Here is a 14,971-nt window from a genome sequence, read left to right as displayed (position 1 = left end):
GTCAGCGCCCGCACCCTTCTAATAAATTTGCCATCACAAGTGGCTTCTCGGCAACAAACCCTTCAGCTAATGCCACCCCTACCTCTTTGCCAAACAAACGATCTCTCGCAATCACTGTTTCAATATAACCATCAGTTAATGGCGTCTGCACCCCACCTTGTGCAACAAATTGGCTTTTGTATGCTTGAAGCGCCGCCACTTTAGCAGAGTGGCTATCGGTTACATCAACAACAAAGTCAGGCTTGGCAAAGCCATTAATAAAATAGCTGTACGCAGCTTTTACTTTATGGGGTTCACCATTGCCGTAACGACGAATGCCCGCATTAAAAATGGCTTCTTTGATTAAAGCCCCACACTGACCATGGTCTGGATGGCGGTCAGCCGCTGGCATAAACACGAGCGTTGGCTTCGTCAGGCGGATGATGTCGACCACTTCCTCCAATTTTTCCTCGCCTATGTATGTCAGCCCCCTATCAGGAAACTCCAATTGATAACGTGTACTCACTCCTAATTGTTGCGCAGCTGCTTTTGCTTCCTGCTGCCGGCTCGCTATATCGCCATTCGACGACAGCTCAGCAAGCGTTAAAGTAAGAAAAGCGACGTTGTACCCTTTTTGTATGTAAGTTGCAACTGTTCCCCCCATGCCGATTTCAATATCATCTGGATGGGCGCCGCAAGCTAAAATATCAACCGTTTCTTCCATTCTCTCTTATCCCTTCTTTCCATCTCGCTAACACTATACCATATTACCAAAACAGACAAAAAACAGCGTGCTTTTAAGCGTTGCCTATATACGAACAGCTGGCCACTTTATTTGTTAAAAAAAGGGTGGACTAAAGCATGGTCGCCTAGTAAAGTCGCATAAAATGAGGCGATTTCCACACACTAAGATGATTAATTAATCGTTTACAGATGTAAAAAAAGAAAGGCGGCATCCTTTTGGACTTTCCAATTATCCATACAAACATATGGGACGGAGTCATTGCCATACCAGCCATTGTCCTATTTATCCAAATGATAAAGTTGTGGACGCCAATCAAACACCGCTATTTGCCAACGCTTGCCACAATAGCCGGCTTATTGCTATCCATATTTGTCAGCCATCGTCACAGCTTGTCAGCTGGTCTTTTTATGGGTTTTTCCTATATGGCAATGGGGCAGTAGGTTTGTATGCTTCCCTTAAAACGGTTTGGCTTGCCTTTCGAAAAGACAACAATCGTCCAGACAATACCATCCATACTAGTGCTCATCCTTTTAGTAAAGCCGCTCTATCCCACGCCAACTGTAGCCGCCTCCTTTTTAAAAGGATATGAGCTCCACACAAATGGACTGACCAACTATTTCCTCTCGGCTAAGTGATCCTCCCGCGGCTTGTCCCACATTCGATTGCGTTTTTTGATACGCCCAGGCTGTATGAGCGATGCAGCCTTTGGGAGAAGGCCGTTAGCGTTTTATTATAAAAATAAAAGCAACCAGTAATCGTTTTTGGTATAGTAAAGGGAAAAGGAGGACATAAAATGACGTATTTGCAAGCTGGGTATGGACTCGACAACAATGGCTATATTTCAAGTGATGTCTCCATACATAAAATTCCCGAAGTATACGAGCCGTGCATTCAACACTCTGTCGAACAACTATCCCGCTTATTTCCAAATCAATTACACAGTGTCTATGTTTATGGCAGCGTCGCAAGAGGAGATGCAATCGCGATTAAGTCAGACTTAGATCTTTTAGCTGTGTTCAATAGTACACTAAATGCTAGTGAGAAAATGAAAGTAAAAAAACTCTCAACGACACTGACTGAAACATACCGCTATTTAGTCCGCGATATTGGTATAGCAGTGGCAGATCTCGATCATGTGATGAACCCAATCAACTATTACGAACTGGCTTTTCTAAAAGAACTCTGTGTTTGTATTTACGGAACTGATCTTCGAGACTGCTTCGGCCCCTACAAACTTACTGCCGAGATCGCCATAAGTTTTAATGGTGACATTGGTGACGTTTTCGACCGAACCATTGACCGATTACAATCAGCCCCCACAGAAGAATTCAAAAAACTTTCGCAAAATTTCGCCCGGAAGCTTATTCGCACATACTATTCAATGGTGATGGCCCGCTCTCAAGTTTGGACGACAAAACTTGATGAACAGTCCGATGTTTTTATTCAATATTTTCAGGATAAAAAACCTATCGTCCGCATGCTGCAGAAATGGATCGAAGAGGCGCCAACAAGCCGTGAACATGTTCTTAAACTGTTTATGAGCGAAGGCACATGGCTCGCTGCACATTTCGAACGTGAAGCACGAATGACTTAATGTTTCTTATCTTACTGATAATTTCTCTTCATATAGGGAATGTTTTTTGATGTTGTTGTATCATCTCTACCTTCACTTTCCGCAAAATCAGCAACAACGGACGGGCGTTTTTTCTCTCTTCTCTCCCCTAATTCATCCATTAAGACGTCCGTGTTCCTTTTTCATTTCCGCTCTCATGTTTTTTAAGAACAATTGCCTTCTCTAAGACAATATTCCCTGGACATCTTTAGCAATTATGCGTAAAAAACGGTTGTAGATTTAGTGTATATTTGGAAATAATTTGTTCAAACTAAAAAAGCATTTAACGATGATCCGATAAGGAGGAATACCTTTGTATTATTACAAAGAAGAATTAATTAACATCATTAAGCCTGATAAACCTGATCCAGCGGCAGCTAAAGTCCTTCAAGAAATTCTCGGAGGGCATTATGGAGAAATGCGTACGATGATGCAATATTTCTTCCAAGGTTCCAATTTCAGAGGGAAGGATAAGCAATACCGTGATTTGTTGCGAGGCGTTTTCCTAGAAGAAATTGCCCATGTAGAGCTCGTCCAAACGACCATTAATGCATTACTTGACGAATCAGGGGAACCAGGAGTAGGAAATCAAGCCCCCAATCATGCTCCTCTCGATACTGCCTTACAAGTTGCCAATCCCCACCACTATATTATAGGCGCCCAAGCTTCTCTTCCTTTTGACGCAGCCGGAAACCCGTGGAATGGATCGTGGGTGTACAGTCATGGAAACTTAGCTGCGGATATGCTTAATAACGTTGTGCTGGAATCCACAGGCGTGCTCCAAAAAACACGTATTTATGAAATGAGTTCCAATGCAACCTTTAGAGAAACGCTTGCGTTTCTAATTGTTCGAGATAATGCCCACCAAAATGCATTTGCGAAAGCACTTGAAACACTTGGCGTAGAATGGGGCAAATTATTCCCTATTCCAAATTACGACATTAATAAATATCCAGAATGCCGAAAATTTGTTGACATGGGCTACCATAACGTCCAGTTCAACTTCAGGTTAGACGAAACAAGAATTGGAGAGATTCTTCAAGGGAAGTCTCCAAGCAGAAACGAAGGCGCGTTTTCAGTCACTCCTCCTCCAGAAGGCTTCCCTGTTCCACAACTTCCTGAAATGCCTAATGAACACAGCCCTGGAATTAGTGATTTAAATAACTAACATTCATTCATTTCACCGTTTTGTTTGCATGAATGTTTATGGTAATAACAACATTTTGCCTGCCCCGACCCGCTCTTAGCGGGTTTTTTATTATGTGATGTAAAAATAACAATCGAACGAATTAGTTGAAAAGACCAAAAAAATGGCATAAAATAAGGAGCAAGTAAACATTGTCATCGTTGACACGATAATGAAACTCATTCTTCGTGCGTGTTTTTTAAACTGAGGTGGAGGCTGCTTCTCCTCGATAGCCAAAAAGAAACGCATCTATAAAATAGATGCGTCAGACTGTAGACAAACGCTCGCATACTTCGTCGTTTGCCTCGGTCATATGCTCATGAACCCCCGTTCTATTCGCATCTTCCCTCGGCTGCACTCCTCGTCTGACAAGCGTTTTCTATCAGTCTGAGGGCGGTTATCGACTTTGTCGACAACCTCAAGCATCTATAAAATAGATGCGTAAAACTTCCTAAAGTCTTGTGGCGAAACGATTTAACTTTGCAATGCACGCCTTACTGCCTCGCCAACTTGAATTTGTAATTGTTGTGACTGCAACAGCGCAGCATCAGCTTGGTTGGACACGTACCCCAATTCAATTAAAAGTGACGGGGTTGATGTATTTCTGAGTACATAAAAATTGGACTCGTAGTGGCCTCGGTATACAGCGTTTGGCAAGTCACGGAACTGATTTTCCAGTTTTAAAGCTATGTTGTTTAGCGCAAACGAATGAATTTCCATGCCTCTTATAAGCGAATTTTCATGGCCATTTGCGTGAATGCTCAGAAAAAGATCTGCTTGGAACGAATCAGCGATATTAGCCCTTTCTTGTAAATAAACATACTCATCGCTAGACCTTGTTAAATAAACCTCTATGCCATTCTCTTGTAAAGATTTTTTTATTTGTTTAGCGAACAAGAGCGTAATGTTTTTCTCGATTAGCCCATTTCCTCTCGCGCCAGGGTCCCTACCGCCATGCCCAGGATCGATGACAACACGGGAAATGGTTCCTGTTACAGCAGCTTGCTGGTCGACGCTTTTGTTTTCATTACTGGTGGCTCCAGATATATTTTCATTGCTAGTAGATCCAGATAAATAGGAAGTATCAATAAACGCCCGTTGGCCATTATAAGTAATTTGACCCCAGCCACCCGTTGAGATTCGGTACTCGACCTTTGAACCATAATCAATTTTCCCTAGCATTGCGGAATCTGTGCTTGCTTGCGTACGAACGATCAGACCGTTTTTTGCTGTTACCTTGCCAACATTTACACCAGACACAGCGGTTGCTTGATGGCTCGTTGCTTGATGGCTCGTTGCTTGATGGCTCGTTGCTTGGCTGGTTGGCCGGTTTTCCTTAATAAAAAGGCTGTTAAGATATCCGGCTTTTCCGTTGTATGTAATTCGTACCCAGTCATAGCCAACATCGACGTACTCTATCTTGGCCCCTGACTGCAACTGGCCAATGACAGGTGCATCATTGCTAGGGTTCTCGCGTACATTTAAACTCGTATTTGTAATTACTGTACCTGTTTGGACAGTATAAGCAAAAGCATATGATTCCAAGAAGAAAAAAAACGTGCTAAATAGGAGTGCAACAACTATGAACGACTTTCCCTTCAACCTTTTCACCTCTTTTCATGGATTTTTAATTCTATCATATTGCGACAGAAAAATAAGAGAGTCTATTTCCCTAACTGATTAAACCGGTTGCTAGTGGATCAGCGCATAAGGGTCCTTATTTTTACAAGTGTATCCTTAACTCCTTTTTTTAAGATATATTTTATATCTATAGACATGCGTCTTTAGACTCTAAAGCGGACATCCCTGTCGAATAAACATCTATATGGACCCATGTCCATTGTTCTATTTATAAAAGAGCCCTCTTATTAAACAAAAAAAGAATATTCTTTTTTATAATTACTGTTGACGTAGCACTTACTTTGTGAAAAATCACTCTTAAACAGTCAATCTACTATAGGTAGAGCATAATTTACAACCGGCCTCCTACATCCTCGACTATTTTACCGTTTGCTATTCTACCGATTTTAATGGGGCATAATCTAGTTCATCCAACAAATCGAGTTTAGTAAACTTGTATCATTCGGCTGAGTCTATCAAAAATAACTTAAAAGAATAAACACTGAAAGGTGCACAGCCAGTCATTGAAGGCTTGCACCTTTTTTAACTTGCCCGCATTTTACCGAAAAGCCGCGTTTTTTATTCGGTGCTACAGCAATATACTTACATGATTACGTTCGAAAAAGACAGTTTGAATACACGAATGACTTTAGTCAATTTTTTAACAGAGACTTCATGACTCCAGGCAATAGTATTTATGATACTCGAAAACTATAATGAGTGAAGAAAATAGCTGAAAGTGAGGGAATTGTAGGTTGTCTAAATTAACTACACATCATGATAGAATAAAAACGGGTTGGATTTTGGCTAGTACCTCTATATTGTTAACCACCAGCATCCTTTCTTGGTTTATAGGAAACCCTAAGCGCTTTATCGAAACAAGGATGGGGATTCACGAAGGTGTATTTGCAGACTTTTACGTATGGCTATTCACCTTCATCATTGTTATAGGTTATGTTGTCTATACAATAATTGCCTTACCCTTTGTGAGAGCACAGCTTTTTAACATGTCATGGCTTAAAATCATTGGAGTGTGGGCAGCATTGGCTACAGGTATAGTCGAGGAGGTCTTGTTTAGACATCTATTGATGGATTTCTTACAGTCTTTCCATGTGTCCGATGTTCTGCAAATCATACTTTCGGGAATCATATTTGGTTTCGCCCATGGAGCTTGGGGAATTTTTAGACGTGACGCGAAAATAGTCTTGCCTGTCATTATTTCGACTACGATTTTAGGGTGTTTTTTGGCAACACTTTACATAATGTCAGGAAGAAGTACATTTGCGCCGATCGTTGCTCATGTGTTGATTAATTTAATCATTGAGCCTTGGCTTATGTTATCAGCCATCTCAGGCAAGTGGACAATGAGTAAGCTACAGCAAGAAAACACGTAAAAACGAACCATTCTCTTTTACAGCCAAAGCTTTCAGTCCATTCAGTTTGCTGCGTGGCATGTCGCTTTATTCAGAACATACTATCTAGTTTTGTTCCGAGACGACAGTGTAAGGATACTATATTGCCACGCAGCATCCATTCACCTTTTCATCATCAAGCAGCCTTTTGAAAAGAGACATACCAGCCCTGGAGCAATTTGTCGGGAACGGCACTGTTACAAATTCTACATGATCGCTGTAAGCAATGCCGCTTTTAAGCTCTCTGCCGACAAGATTAGGTATGCCTGGACTTGAGGACGAGCAATGTCTTGATTTCCGCTAAGCTTTACAGATCACCCAGCTACCGAAACCACTGCTCGAGTTGCACATGACCGCGCGTCAAATTCGCTTTTTGACGTGGGTGAAGCTATGATGAAACGCCTGGCCGCTATCGATTTTTGAGCGATAACATTCAGATTCGTTTTGAAGTGAACTTAAACGTGTATTTCTCACTCCTAAAGTATAGTTTCGTGTATTCAAAAATCGTATCGTCTTCAAAATAAGCCCATAGATCCATGAACAATACGAGCTCTCCTTCTTCCAGCTTCAACGTTTGCTTAAGCTGTTCATCCGGCAGCAATGGGAAAATCTCCCCTTGTCTTTCCTTAATACGGTACCCTTTCTTTTCCACATAGGCATATTTAGAACGTGTCATTACCTCAACGGATAGGTCAGGAAACAGCGCAACTGGCATATACGTCTCCTCCAAAATGAGAGGTTCGCTATCCGCTAGCCGCAGTCTTCGAATAAAAAACACCTTTTCCCCGTCTCCCAGTTGTAACGTTTCTCTCACTTTCCCAGTTGGTTCCTGCATAGAAAAATCAAGAATTTCATTAGCGGGCTGTTTGTTTAAATAAATCATCTCTTCGGTGAAGCCTTGTAAGCGATAGATGTCCTGCTCGATTTTCCCCGTTTTTACATATGTGCCGGAACCTCTGATGCTGTATAAAATCCCCTCTTCAACCAAGAGTTTAATCGCCTGCCGTATTGTAACTCTGCTTACTTGATACTTCTCTACCAATTTATTTTCGGAAGGGATGGCTTCATCTTTTTTTAATTTTAATGCAAAAATATCCTTTTTAATTTTTTCCGCTACTTGTTTATATAGAGGAGAGTGAATAGCCAAGAAAAAAATACCTCCGTTTTTCTATCTTTAATTTGTATTGTCTTTGATACAACTATACCTAAAAATCATTTTGTTTTCATCTTTTCCGTTTAAACTTCTACCTTTCTACTCGCAGCATACTTGAAAACGCCTACTCAATCAGGAATATTACTTCCTAACTCAAGCATTCATTTGTTTGTCAATTACACTCTTAAATTAGTTCGCTAAATCGATGATACAACTTTAATACAAGATTAGTATTGATTTTGTATCACTGTAGTGCTATAACAGAATTATAAGACAAGCAACCACACGAGGAGGAGCTAGCATGAAAAGACAGCGATTGGTTATTGCCGGAAGTGGAAGCACTTACACGATGGGAATGATGATGAGCTTGATTGAAGAGAAGGAACGCTTTCCGCTAAAAGATTTGGTGTTTTACGACATTGATGCCGAACGGCAGGAACGTACAGCCAAAGCAACAGACATTCTTGTTAAAGAACGCTATCCTGAATTGACGTCTTTCTCTTATACAACCGACAAAAAAGAAGCTTTTAAGGATGCAGACTTCGTATTCGTTCAAATTCGTACAGGCGGCTTAGCCATGAGAGAGCAGGATGAACAAATTTCATTAAAGCACGGCGTTGTCGGCCAGGAAACCTGCGGTCCAGGGGGTATGGCTTACGGTCTGCGTTCGATTAGAGATATGATTGAGCTCGTAAAAGACATTCGCCGCCATTCTCCGAATGCTTGGATTTTAAACTATACGAACCCGGCCGCAATTGTGGCTGAAGCATTAAAGCGGGAATTTCCGACAGATACACGCTTGCTGAATATTTGCGACATGCCAATTGCGATCATGATCAGCTACGCGAAAATCCTTGGTCTGGACGTATGGGAGCTCGTCCCAGAATATTTTGGCCTCAATCACTTTGGCTGGTTTACGAAAATATATGACAAAAACGGTAACGACCATACGGAACGACTAAAGCAACTCATCATTCATAATGGTTTCAGACCAGAAGATCAAGAAATCGCCAATGACAAATCATGGCAGGATACGTTTGCGATGGCTCGGCAAATGCTCATCGATTTTCCAGAGTTTCTTCCTAATACGTACTTACAGTATTATTTGTACCCTGACAAAATGGCAGCCAAAGAAGACCCGAACCGCACGAGGGCAAGACAAGTGATCGAAGGCCGCCAAAAACGCATCCATGACCTTTGCGACTTAATCATCCAAAATGGAACAGCTGTTGGCGCGGAACTCCATGTCGATATCCACGGCGTGTTCATGATTAAAGCCGCTGAATCGCTGGCTTACAACCTGAGCGAACGATTCATTGTAATGGTAGAGAATCGCGGCATCATCTCCAACTTACCAGCAGACGCCATGGTCGAAGTGCCCGCTCTTTTAACGAGCAACGGATCCGAACCATTTGTAGTAGGCCCTATTCCTACTTTCTATAAAGGTTTGCTAGAGAGCCAATTTGCTTATGAAAAATTGGTGGTGGACGCATACTTTGAGAAAAGCTACCAGAAACTGCTACAAGCTCTTACTTTAAACCGTACCGTTATCAATGTACCTACAGCCAAAGCGGTATTAGATGATCTCATTGCTGCCAACAAAGAATACTGGCCAGACCTAAAATAAATCGTCCCTCTGTTAGTAGACCTTTACTGGAAATTAAAGATAAGAAAAGGATGATCGGTATGAAAAAATTAATTATTAACGCCGATGATTTCGGCTATTCAAGGGGCGTTAACTACGGAATTGTCGATGCGCACCAGCTAGGCATTTTAACCTCAACAACTTTGATGACAAACATGCCAGGAGCAGGCCACGCAGCCGAGCTTGCCGACCAATTCCCTAATTTGGGAATTGGTGTTCATCTTGTATTGACTTGCGGCAGACCTCTCCTTGATACCCACAAAACGATCGTTGATGTTCAAGGAAACTTCCGCAAGCTGGATTTTTATAAGGGAGCGTTCACGATTGATTACGACGAGGTTTATGCCGAGTGGAAAGCGCAGATCGAAACGTTTCTGTCCTACGGTCTGGAGCCGACGCATTTGGACAGCCACCATCACGTCAATTCCTTTGGCAGCATTCCTGACGTATTTTTGACGCTTGCCCAAGAGTATCGACTACCGGTACGAAACAATATGGGGGAGAAAACTGCAGCGGAACTGAAGCGGAAAGGAATTAAAACAACGGATTCCTTCTCGTATTTGATTGAAACGACGTTAAAAGATGATGAGGCGCTAGACAATCTATTTAAAAACAATGATTCGGTTGAAGTCATGTCTCATCCGGCCTATTTAGACAAAGAACTTTTGGCTAGCTCTTCGTTTACCTTCCCAAGAGTGGACGAACTGGAATTTTTAACTGATGAGGAAATCGTGACACGCGTTCGGTCACGTAAAGATATTCAACTGGTGACGTATCAATCGATCTAAACACTATTGACGATAGGGAGGCTTCTATGATGAAAAGCTTTTTGCAGAAGTTTGGAAAATCGCTGCTGATACCAATTGTTGCTTTGCCAATTGCCGGACTGCTCCTTCGATTAAGTGCCGAGGACTTGCTGGACATCCCTCTATTCCAAGCATCCGGTGTCATTCTGGCTCAGATGGATGCGCTGATTGCGATCGGGATTGCGATGGGGCTTGCAAAAACGAAAGATAAAGGAATACCGGCACTCACTGGTTTTCTGGCCATTCTTGTATTAAAAGAAGGATTAACAATTATGGATCCAGAGCTTAATATGAGCGTTTTCGGAGGTGTATTGGCCGGTTTAATCGCTGCCTTCATCTACAATAAGTTTAAAGATACAAAGCTACCAAGTATGCTGGCCTTTTTCAGCGGAGAAAAATTCCCTATTACAGTTATTATCTTTACGATGATTCCAGTGGCTGGATTGATGTCACTCATTTGGCCATACGCACAGGCCGGAATCGATACGTTCAGTAAAACGTTGATGGGGCTTGGCGCACTAGGCGTATTCATATTTGGATTCTTAAACCGCTTCTTGCTTCCATTTGGTTTGCACCATGTGGTAAATACGTACGTCTATTTCGGCTTGGGGGAATATGAGACGCCTTCTGGAGAAGTTGTGACCGGTGAGATTACCCGCTTTTTAAGCGGCGACCCTACGGCCGGATACTTTATCGGCGGATTTTTTGTAACGATGATGTTCGGTGTACCGGCCATCGCTCTGGCCATTACCCGGGCTGCGAGGAAAAAGAAAGAAGAAACGAAGTCTTTAATGGCTTCAGGTGCCGGAACCTCTTTTATTACGGGGATTACGGAACCAGTGGAATTTACATTCTTGTTTACATCTCCGCTGTTGTACTTTATGCATGCGGTATACACCGGGCTGGCAGGAGCTGTGCTTTATCTGTTGCAAATCAGGCACGGATTTTCATGGGGAGCTGGAGTCATTGACTTCGTCTTAAACTTGAACCTCGCAGATCGAGGATTGCTCATTATTCCAGTTGGACTCGCCTTCTTTGCACTATACTATTTCACGTTTTACTTTATGATTGTTAAAAAGGACATCCCCCTTATTGGCCGAGAAAAAGAGCTGGACTTTGGCGAGCAATCTTCAGAGGACGAGAAAGAGTTGAAGTTGTCCCATTCCAACCACGAGTACATGGCCAAGAAAGTGTTGCAATTTATCGGCGGAAAAGAAAACGTTATCACGAATGATAACTGCATGACGCGCCTTCGTCTCGAACTCCACGATACAGAAATCGTGGACGTCGCTCGCATTAAGCAAACAGGTGCCCACGGCGTCATTAAAATCGATAAAAACAACGTACAAATCGTCCTAGGCTCCGAGGCCACCATCGTCAAAAAAGAACTAGACAAATTATTGGATTAGCGTCTTCGAACATTGCCCCAAAAGCCCGCACCTATTAAAATCAGGTGCGGGCTATCCATACTATTTTGAAAAAAGATCCTACACCATTACACAATATCATGTCGGCCATTCCCTGATGGAGCGATCATGGAAAATGATATCTTCGAATCGTTACTAACCTATCTACTGCCTAAGCAACAAACGATACGTTTCTACTAGACTTTCATAATTCGATTCTTCCCAAAAGGGCAGTTTTTTACGAAGTCTAGGAACAGCCTATCTTCTTCAATAATGGCCTTTTTCAGTTTAACAAAATCAACTTTTGAAGAAATCTTTTGGTTTTGTGGCCGATCATCTAATAAATGTTGACACTCTATATAGAACTCAACATGGTTACAAAATGTAGATATTTTGATTCAGCAATATTCCCCTATTTCAATGGCATTAAAAAGTGTTTCCTTATTTTGTTTTAACTTTAAATTGAACTCTTGTAGACACTCGATTAACGAACATTTACAATAAAAGTATCCATAAATTGGAGGATACTGATGCGAAAAATTACAAACATTGTTGGAATGACGATTGGCCTCTTTATTTCTTATCACGGTTCGGAATACATCTTTTACTTGCAAGGAAAAAGAAATTCTTTCGAAATAGAACCTCTTATAGTAATTTCAGCTCTACCTGTTGCTTTATTAGTAACCTTTTTTAGATCCTTCCCAAGTGAGGTAGGAAAACCGCGTGAATGGGAAAGAGAAGATTGGGTGGATCCACTTGCTGACGAAGATGAAAAAATCAAATAATCAACCTAGAGCACCACTTTCACACTACAAAGAAAAAGATGATTATTGCCTACCCTATACCACGTTAAGCTTCCAATAGAGCAGCCACATGGCTACCCTCGTGTCACTCTTTTTGAAGGGCTGTGATTTCAATATGTGTTACATTGCGAGAGCCCACAATAACCTCTTCTTCCCCCATCATACCGAAAGACACGAATTGGTTATTCGACAAAGATTCATCAATCGCCCTAACTGCTTTTTTCACATCATCATCCGGTCGCTCTGATTCATAAACAGGTTTGTCCCTTCCAACAACATACACTTTCATTAAATACGGCATGGTTAACAGTCTCCTTTTAATTAAATTCATTATTCTTTACCCGAAATTTACAGTTATTACTCATAGTCTTAGTCCTTTCAATTAAAAAAGCGCCTATGACTTATCGTCATACACGCTCAAGGAAGCCCCCCTTATGTATTCCGTTTAAATACAGCTAGATTTCCGTCAGTTCCGCCATAACTTTGTTGGGCCTCAAGCGTGATTAGCTCCCAGCCTTCCTTAGCCATTTCATTTAGCGTGTCACCGATCTGAGCCGTATTCTTCTTGCTATCCGCAACCGGTAACAATATTGTGTTATATTCCATTATAATCACCTCTTTTGCCTTATGATAACCCATAAAAAGACAGCGCCTCGGCTTCCATCCCTTTTAGAACGTCGTCGTACGAAGTTTATCAGGGCATTAACTAAAGCGGAATATTCCATCTCAAGATGGCTTTCGCTAATTTATCCAATTGTGTCCTTTTTTCTTTTCATTATTACGAATAGAATAGCGTAGCCAAAGCCTGAAATAAGGACAGCATATTGCGTTACTGGATGTCGTATCTCTTCACCTATCCCAGTAAAGGTCGATATTAGTAGTAATACTAGCACTACGATCATGGCAATGATGAAAACTCGTCTCATAATATACATGCATCCAGTTTAGCATAAATACTCTTCATGCAGCCAACAACTAGACGTCGTTACTCTCGTTTCGATTACACAACTTATTAAAGATTTACATAAACCTTTTCGCTGTTTTGTTTTAACTTTGTGCCTTTTTGTAATTAGGTTAATCGATTCGCTTTCAATATCGAAAAAAAGAGGTGATTTTATGGATATTTTTTCTGCTGTTGCTCCAGTTATAACAGGAGCTGCATTTGCTGTATCGGCTATTGCCTTTACTTATGCCAAAACACAAGATGAAAAAATCAAAAGTTTAGAGCAGCGAAACGAACAGTTGGAAAAAAATAACTGCTTTCTTCCGTTTGGATACTAAGCACAAAAGTTGGCGTGACAGTTGACAGTTCCCTTACGTCACACACTATCCTATTGGATGAGGAGGTGTGATCATGAAAAATCTTTTCGTTTTCGGCCAGATGAAAGAAGACGATCCTAGACGTGAAGAGTTAGAAGCGGTGACCGAATCCATCTTTTGCGAGATCGAACAAGAAATCAACGAAATTACAAATGCATTTAACAGAGAATAAACTTACAGGCGGCTCTTGCCGCCTACCCATCCCCTTTTTCCCCTTTCCACAGCTTAAACCGTTTTTGTAACTAATCAGTAAATTCCCCAATATACCTAATTAGGTAATGTCGATTATCCCGAACAGATAGTATAGTCCCTTATTTAAACATCAAAAATCCTATAAATTACATAAAACACAGGACTTTAGTCACTTTCTTTTAAAAATAGCGTCTTTTTTCGTTGAACAGGTACAACTGATTTCCCATTTCCTTTATACTAAGTTTGCAACAAAATTTACATAATGAAAAAGGGGAAAGAAATGAAGAAAAATTACTTATTCGTCACACTCGGTTTAGTAAGCGCCATCACCCTCTCCGCTTGCGGAGGCAGTGAAGACACGAATGCATCCGACAAAAACAACGACACAGAACAAGAAACAACTGAAAATGCAGAGAGCGAAACAACCTCTAGTGATGAAAGCGAATCTGAAGAAAATGAGGAAGAGGAAACTGACGGAGAGTGGGAATACCAAGTAGGAGATACGAACGAAGATGGTAGTTTGAAATTATTAGCCCGAAATGATACATCCGAAACAATTGAAACTGCCTCTATTTCTCTGGACTTCCCTCAAGTAACTGTAGCCGAAGTTGTTGAGTGGCCAGCAGATCTTGCTGATTACTATGATTTTGAACCAACTGGAGTTATTCAAATTGACGTAGAAGTGTTAAATTCATCTGAAGAAACTATCAACTTTTATATAGGCCAAGCAACAATCACCACTAGTACGGGAGAACAATTAGAACCAGATTTCTTGTCTAGTGACCATATTGGCGGTGAATTCATTGGATCTGTTAATAAATCAGGAAGCGTTCGTTATATGCTCGAAAGTTCTGATCCTAACGAGATCGAGTGGGTGAGAGTTCTGGTTGATGCACCACATGATGAAAATTTTGAGAGCGTTGGCGATGATATAGACGTCCAAATTGACTTTTAATTTAGAGCCTTTTAAGGCTCTTTTTTCAAGCAATAAACCTTTGTGGAGGATCTTCCCGACCATCATTCACACATTCACAAGATCACAGTAGTTGGCGATCAGCAAACAAGCTTGACAGGCAAAACCTTGCAACACTC

The 14,971-nt window shown here is 41.4% G+C and carries 17 protein-coding genes; 11 read left to right on the top strand and 6 right to left on the bottom strand.

Features of this window, described 5'->3' with window-relative positions; genetic code table 11:
- Position 1 precedes the first annotated feature (1 nt).
- Positions 2-703 carry a bacillithiol biosynthesis deacetylase BshB1 gene (gene bshB1, locus BC8716_RS17770; RefSeq protein WP_094427870.1) on the bottom strand — a complete coding sequence of 234 codons (702 nt, stop codon included), beginning with the start codon at positions 701-703 and terminating at the stop codon, positions 2-4.
- A 236-nt stretch (positions 704-939) separates the two neighbouring features.
- Between bshB1 and BC8716_RS17765 the strand changes: the two genes are divergently transcribed.
- Both BC8716_RS17765 and BC8716_RS17760 read left to right on the top strand, forming a co-directional pair.
- The gene (locus BC8716_RS17765; protein WP_312009193.1) at positions 940-1,164 is read left to right on the top strand and encodes a hypothetical protein; all 225 of its coding nucleotides are present in this window, start codon (positions 940-942) and stop codon (positions 1,162-1,164) included.
- A 353-nt stretch (positions 1,165-1,517) separates the two neighbouring features.
- Positions 1,518-2,318 (top strand): nucleotidyltransferase domain-containing protein, encoded by an 801-nt coding sequence (locus BC8716_RS17760; RefSeq protein WP_094427869.1) that lies wholly within the window; start codon positions 1,518-1,520, stop codon positions 2,316-2,318.
- A gap of 11 nt (positions 2,319-2,329) precedes the next feature.
- Here the strand turns inward: BC8716_RS17760 and BC8716_RS22850 are convergent, their stop codons facing one another.
- Positions 2,330-2,458, bottom strand: a complete 129-nt coding sequence (locus BC8716_RS22850; protein WP_257006043.1) for a hypothetical protein — start codon at positions 2,456-2,458, stop codon at positions 2,330-2,332.
- Positions 2,459-2,649: 191 nt separating this feature from the next.
- Here BC8716_RS22850 and BC8716_RS17755 point away from each other — a divergent pair, with 191 nt between their 5' ends.
- Positions 2,650-3,504: a manganese catalase family protein gene (locus tag BC8716_RS17755; RefSeq protein WP_094427867.1), complete on the top strand. Its 855-nt coding sequence runs from the start codon at positions 2,650-2,652 to the stop codon at positions 3,502-3,504.
- A gap of 492 nt (positions 3,505-3,996) precedes the next feature.
- Here BC8716_RS17755 and BC8716_RS17750 read toward each other — a convergent pair whose 3' ends face one another.
- A complete protein-coding gene (locus tag BC8716_RS17750) occupies positions 3,997-5,124 on the bottom strand; it encodes an N-acetylmuramoyl-L-alanine amidase (protein WP_169715963.1) in 1,128 nt (375 codons plus the stop codon).
- Positions 5,125-5,897: 773 nt separating this feature from the next.
- On the opposite strand from BC8716_RS17750, the gene BC8716_RS17745 reads away from it, so the two are divergent.
- A complete protein-coding gene (locus tag BC8716_RS17745; protein WP_094427863.1) occupies positions 5,898-6,536 on the top strand; it encodes a CPBP family intramembrane glutamic endopeptidase in 639 nt (212 codons plus the stop codon).
- Positions 6,537-6,987: 451 nt separating this feature from the next.
- Here the strand turns inward: BC8716_RS17745 and BC8716_RS17740 are convergent, their stop codons facing one another.
- Entirely contained in the window at positions 6,988-7,701 is a 714-nt protein-coding gene (locus BC8716_RS17740; protein WP_094427861.1) for a GntR family transcriptional regulator, read from the bottom strand.
- A gap of 307 nt (positions 7,702-8,008) precedes the next feature.
- On the opposite strand from BC8716_RS17740, the gene BC8716_RS17735 reads away from it, so the two are divergent.
- The 4 genes from BC8716_RS17735 to BC8716_RS17720 all read left to right on the top strand — a co-directional run bounded on the left by BC8716_RS17735 (position 8,009) and on the right by BC8716_RS17720 (position 12,349).
- A complete protein-coding gene (locus tag BC8716_RS17735; protein WP_094427859.1) occupies positions 8,009-9,334 on the top strand; it encodes a 6-phospho-alpha-glucosidase in 1,326 nt (441 codons plus the stop codon).
- Positions 9,335-9,393: 59 nt separating this feature from the next.
- A complete protein-coding gene (gene chbG, locus BC8716_RS17730) occupies positions 9,394-10,140 on the top strand; it encodes a chitin disaccharide deacetylase (protein WP_094427857.1) in 747 nt (248 codons plus the stop codon).
- 29 nt (positions 10,141-10,169) lie between these two features.
- Positions 10,170-11,567, top strand: a complete 1,398-nt coding sequence (locus BC8716_RS17725; RefSeq protein ID WP_094427855.1) for a PTS transporter subunit EIIC — start codon at positions 10,170-10,172, stop codon at positions 11,565-11,567.
- 527 nt (positions 11,568-12,094) lie between these two features.
- Positions 12,095-12,349: a hypothetical protein gene (locus BC8716_RS17720; protein ID WP_094427853.1), complete on the top strand. Its 255-nt coding sequence runs from the start codon at positions 12,095-12,097 to the stop codon at positions 12,347-12,349.
- Positions 12,350-12,452: 103 nt separating this feature from the next.
- Here BC8716_RS17720 and BC8716_RS17715 read toward each other — a convergent pair whose 3' ends face one another.
- Together BC8716_RS17715 and BC8716_RS17710 are read right to left on the bottom strand one after the other, a co-directional pair.
- The gene (locus BC8716_RS17715) at positions 12,453-12,668 is read right to left on the bottom strand and encodes a hypothetical protein (protein WP_094427851.1); all 216 of its coding nucleotides are present in this window, start codon (positions 12,666-12,668) and stop codon (positions 12,453-12,455) included.
- Between the two features lie 131 nt (positions 12,669-12,799).
- On the bottom strand, positions 12,800-12,973 hold the full coding sequence (locus BC8716_RS17710; RefSeq protein ID WP_157730488.1) for a DUF4177 domain-containing protein: 174 nt from the start codon (positions 12,971-12,973) through the stop codon (positions 12,800-12,802).
- A gap of 510 nt (positions 12,974-13,483) precedes the next feature.
- Here BC8716_RS17710 and BC8716_RS22375 point away from each other — a divergent pair.
- The 3 genes from BC8716_RS22375 (at position 13,484) to BC8716_RS17700 (ending at position 14,834) form a co-directional block, all read left to right on the top strand.
- Entirely contained in the window at positions 13,484-13,648 is a 165-nt protein-coding gene (locus tag BC8716_RS22375) for a coiled-coil domain-containing protein (RefSeq protein WP_157730487.1), read from the top strand.
- Between the two features lie 73 nt (positions 13,649-13,721).
- Complete coding sequence (locus BC8716_RS22370) at positions 13,722-13,859, top strand: hypothetical protein (protein ID WP_157730486.1); 138 nt, start codon at positions 13,722-13,724, stop codon at positions 13,857-13,859.
- A gap of 300 nt (positions 13,860-14,159) precedes the next feature.
- Positions 14,160-14,834, top strand: coding sequence for a hypothetical protein (locus tag BC8716_RS17700; protein ID WP_094427845.1), 675 nt, complete (start codon positions 14,160-14,162; stop codon positions 14,832-14,834).
- The last annotated feature ends 137 nt before the right edge of the window (positions 14,835-14,971 follow it).

The sequence above is a fragment of the Shouchella clausii genome (genome assembly GCF_002250115.1).
GTDB classification, from domain to species: domain Bacteria; phylum Bacillota; class Bacilli; order Bacillales; family Bacillaceae_D; genus Shouchella; species Shouchella clausii.
Note: the sequence above shows the minus strand (reverse complement) of the source record. Positions and strands in the feature narration are given on the sequence as shown.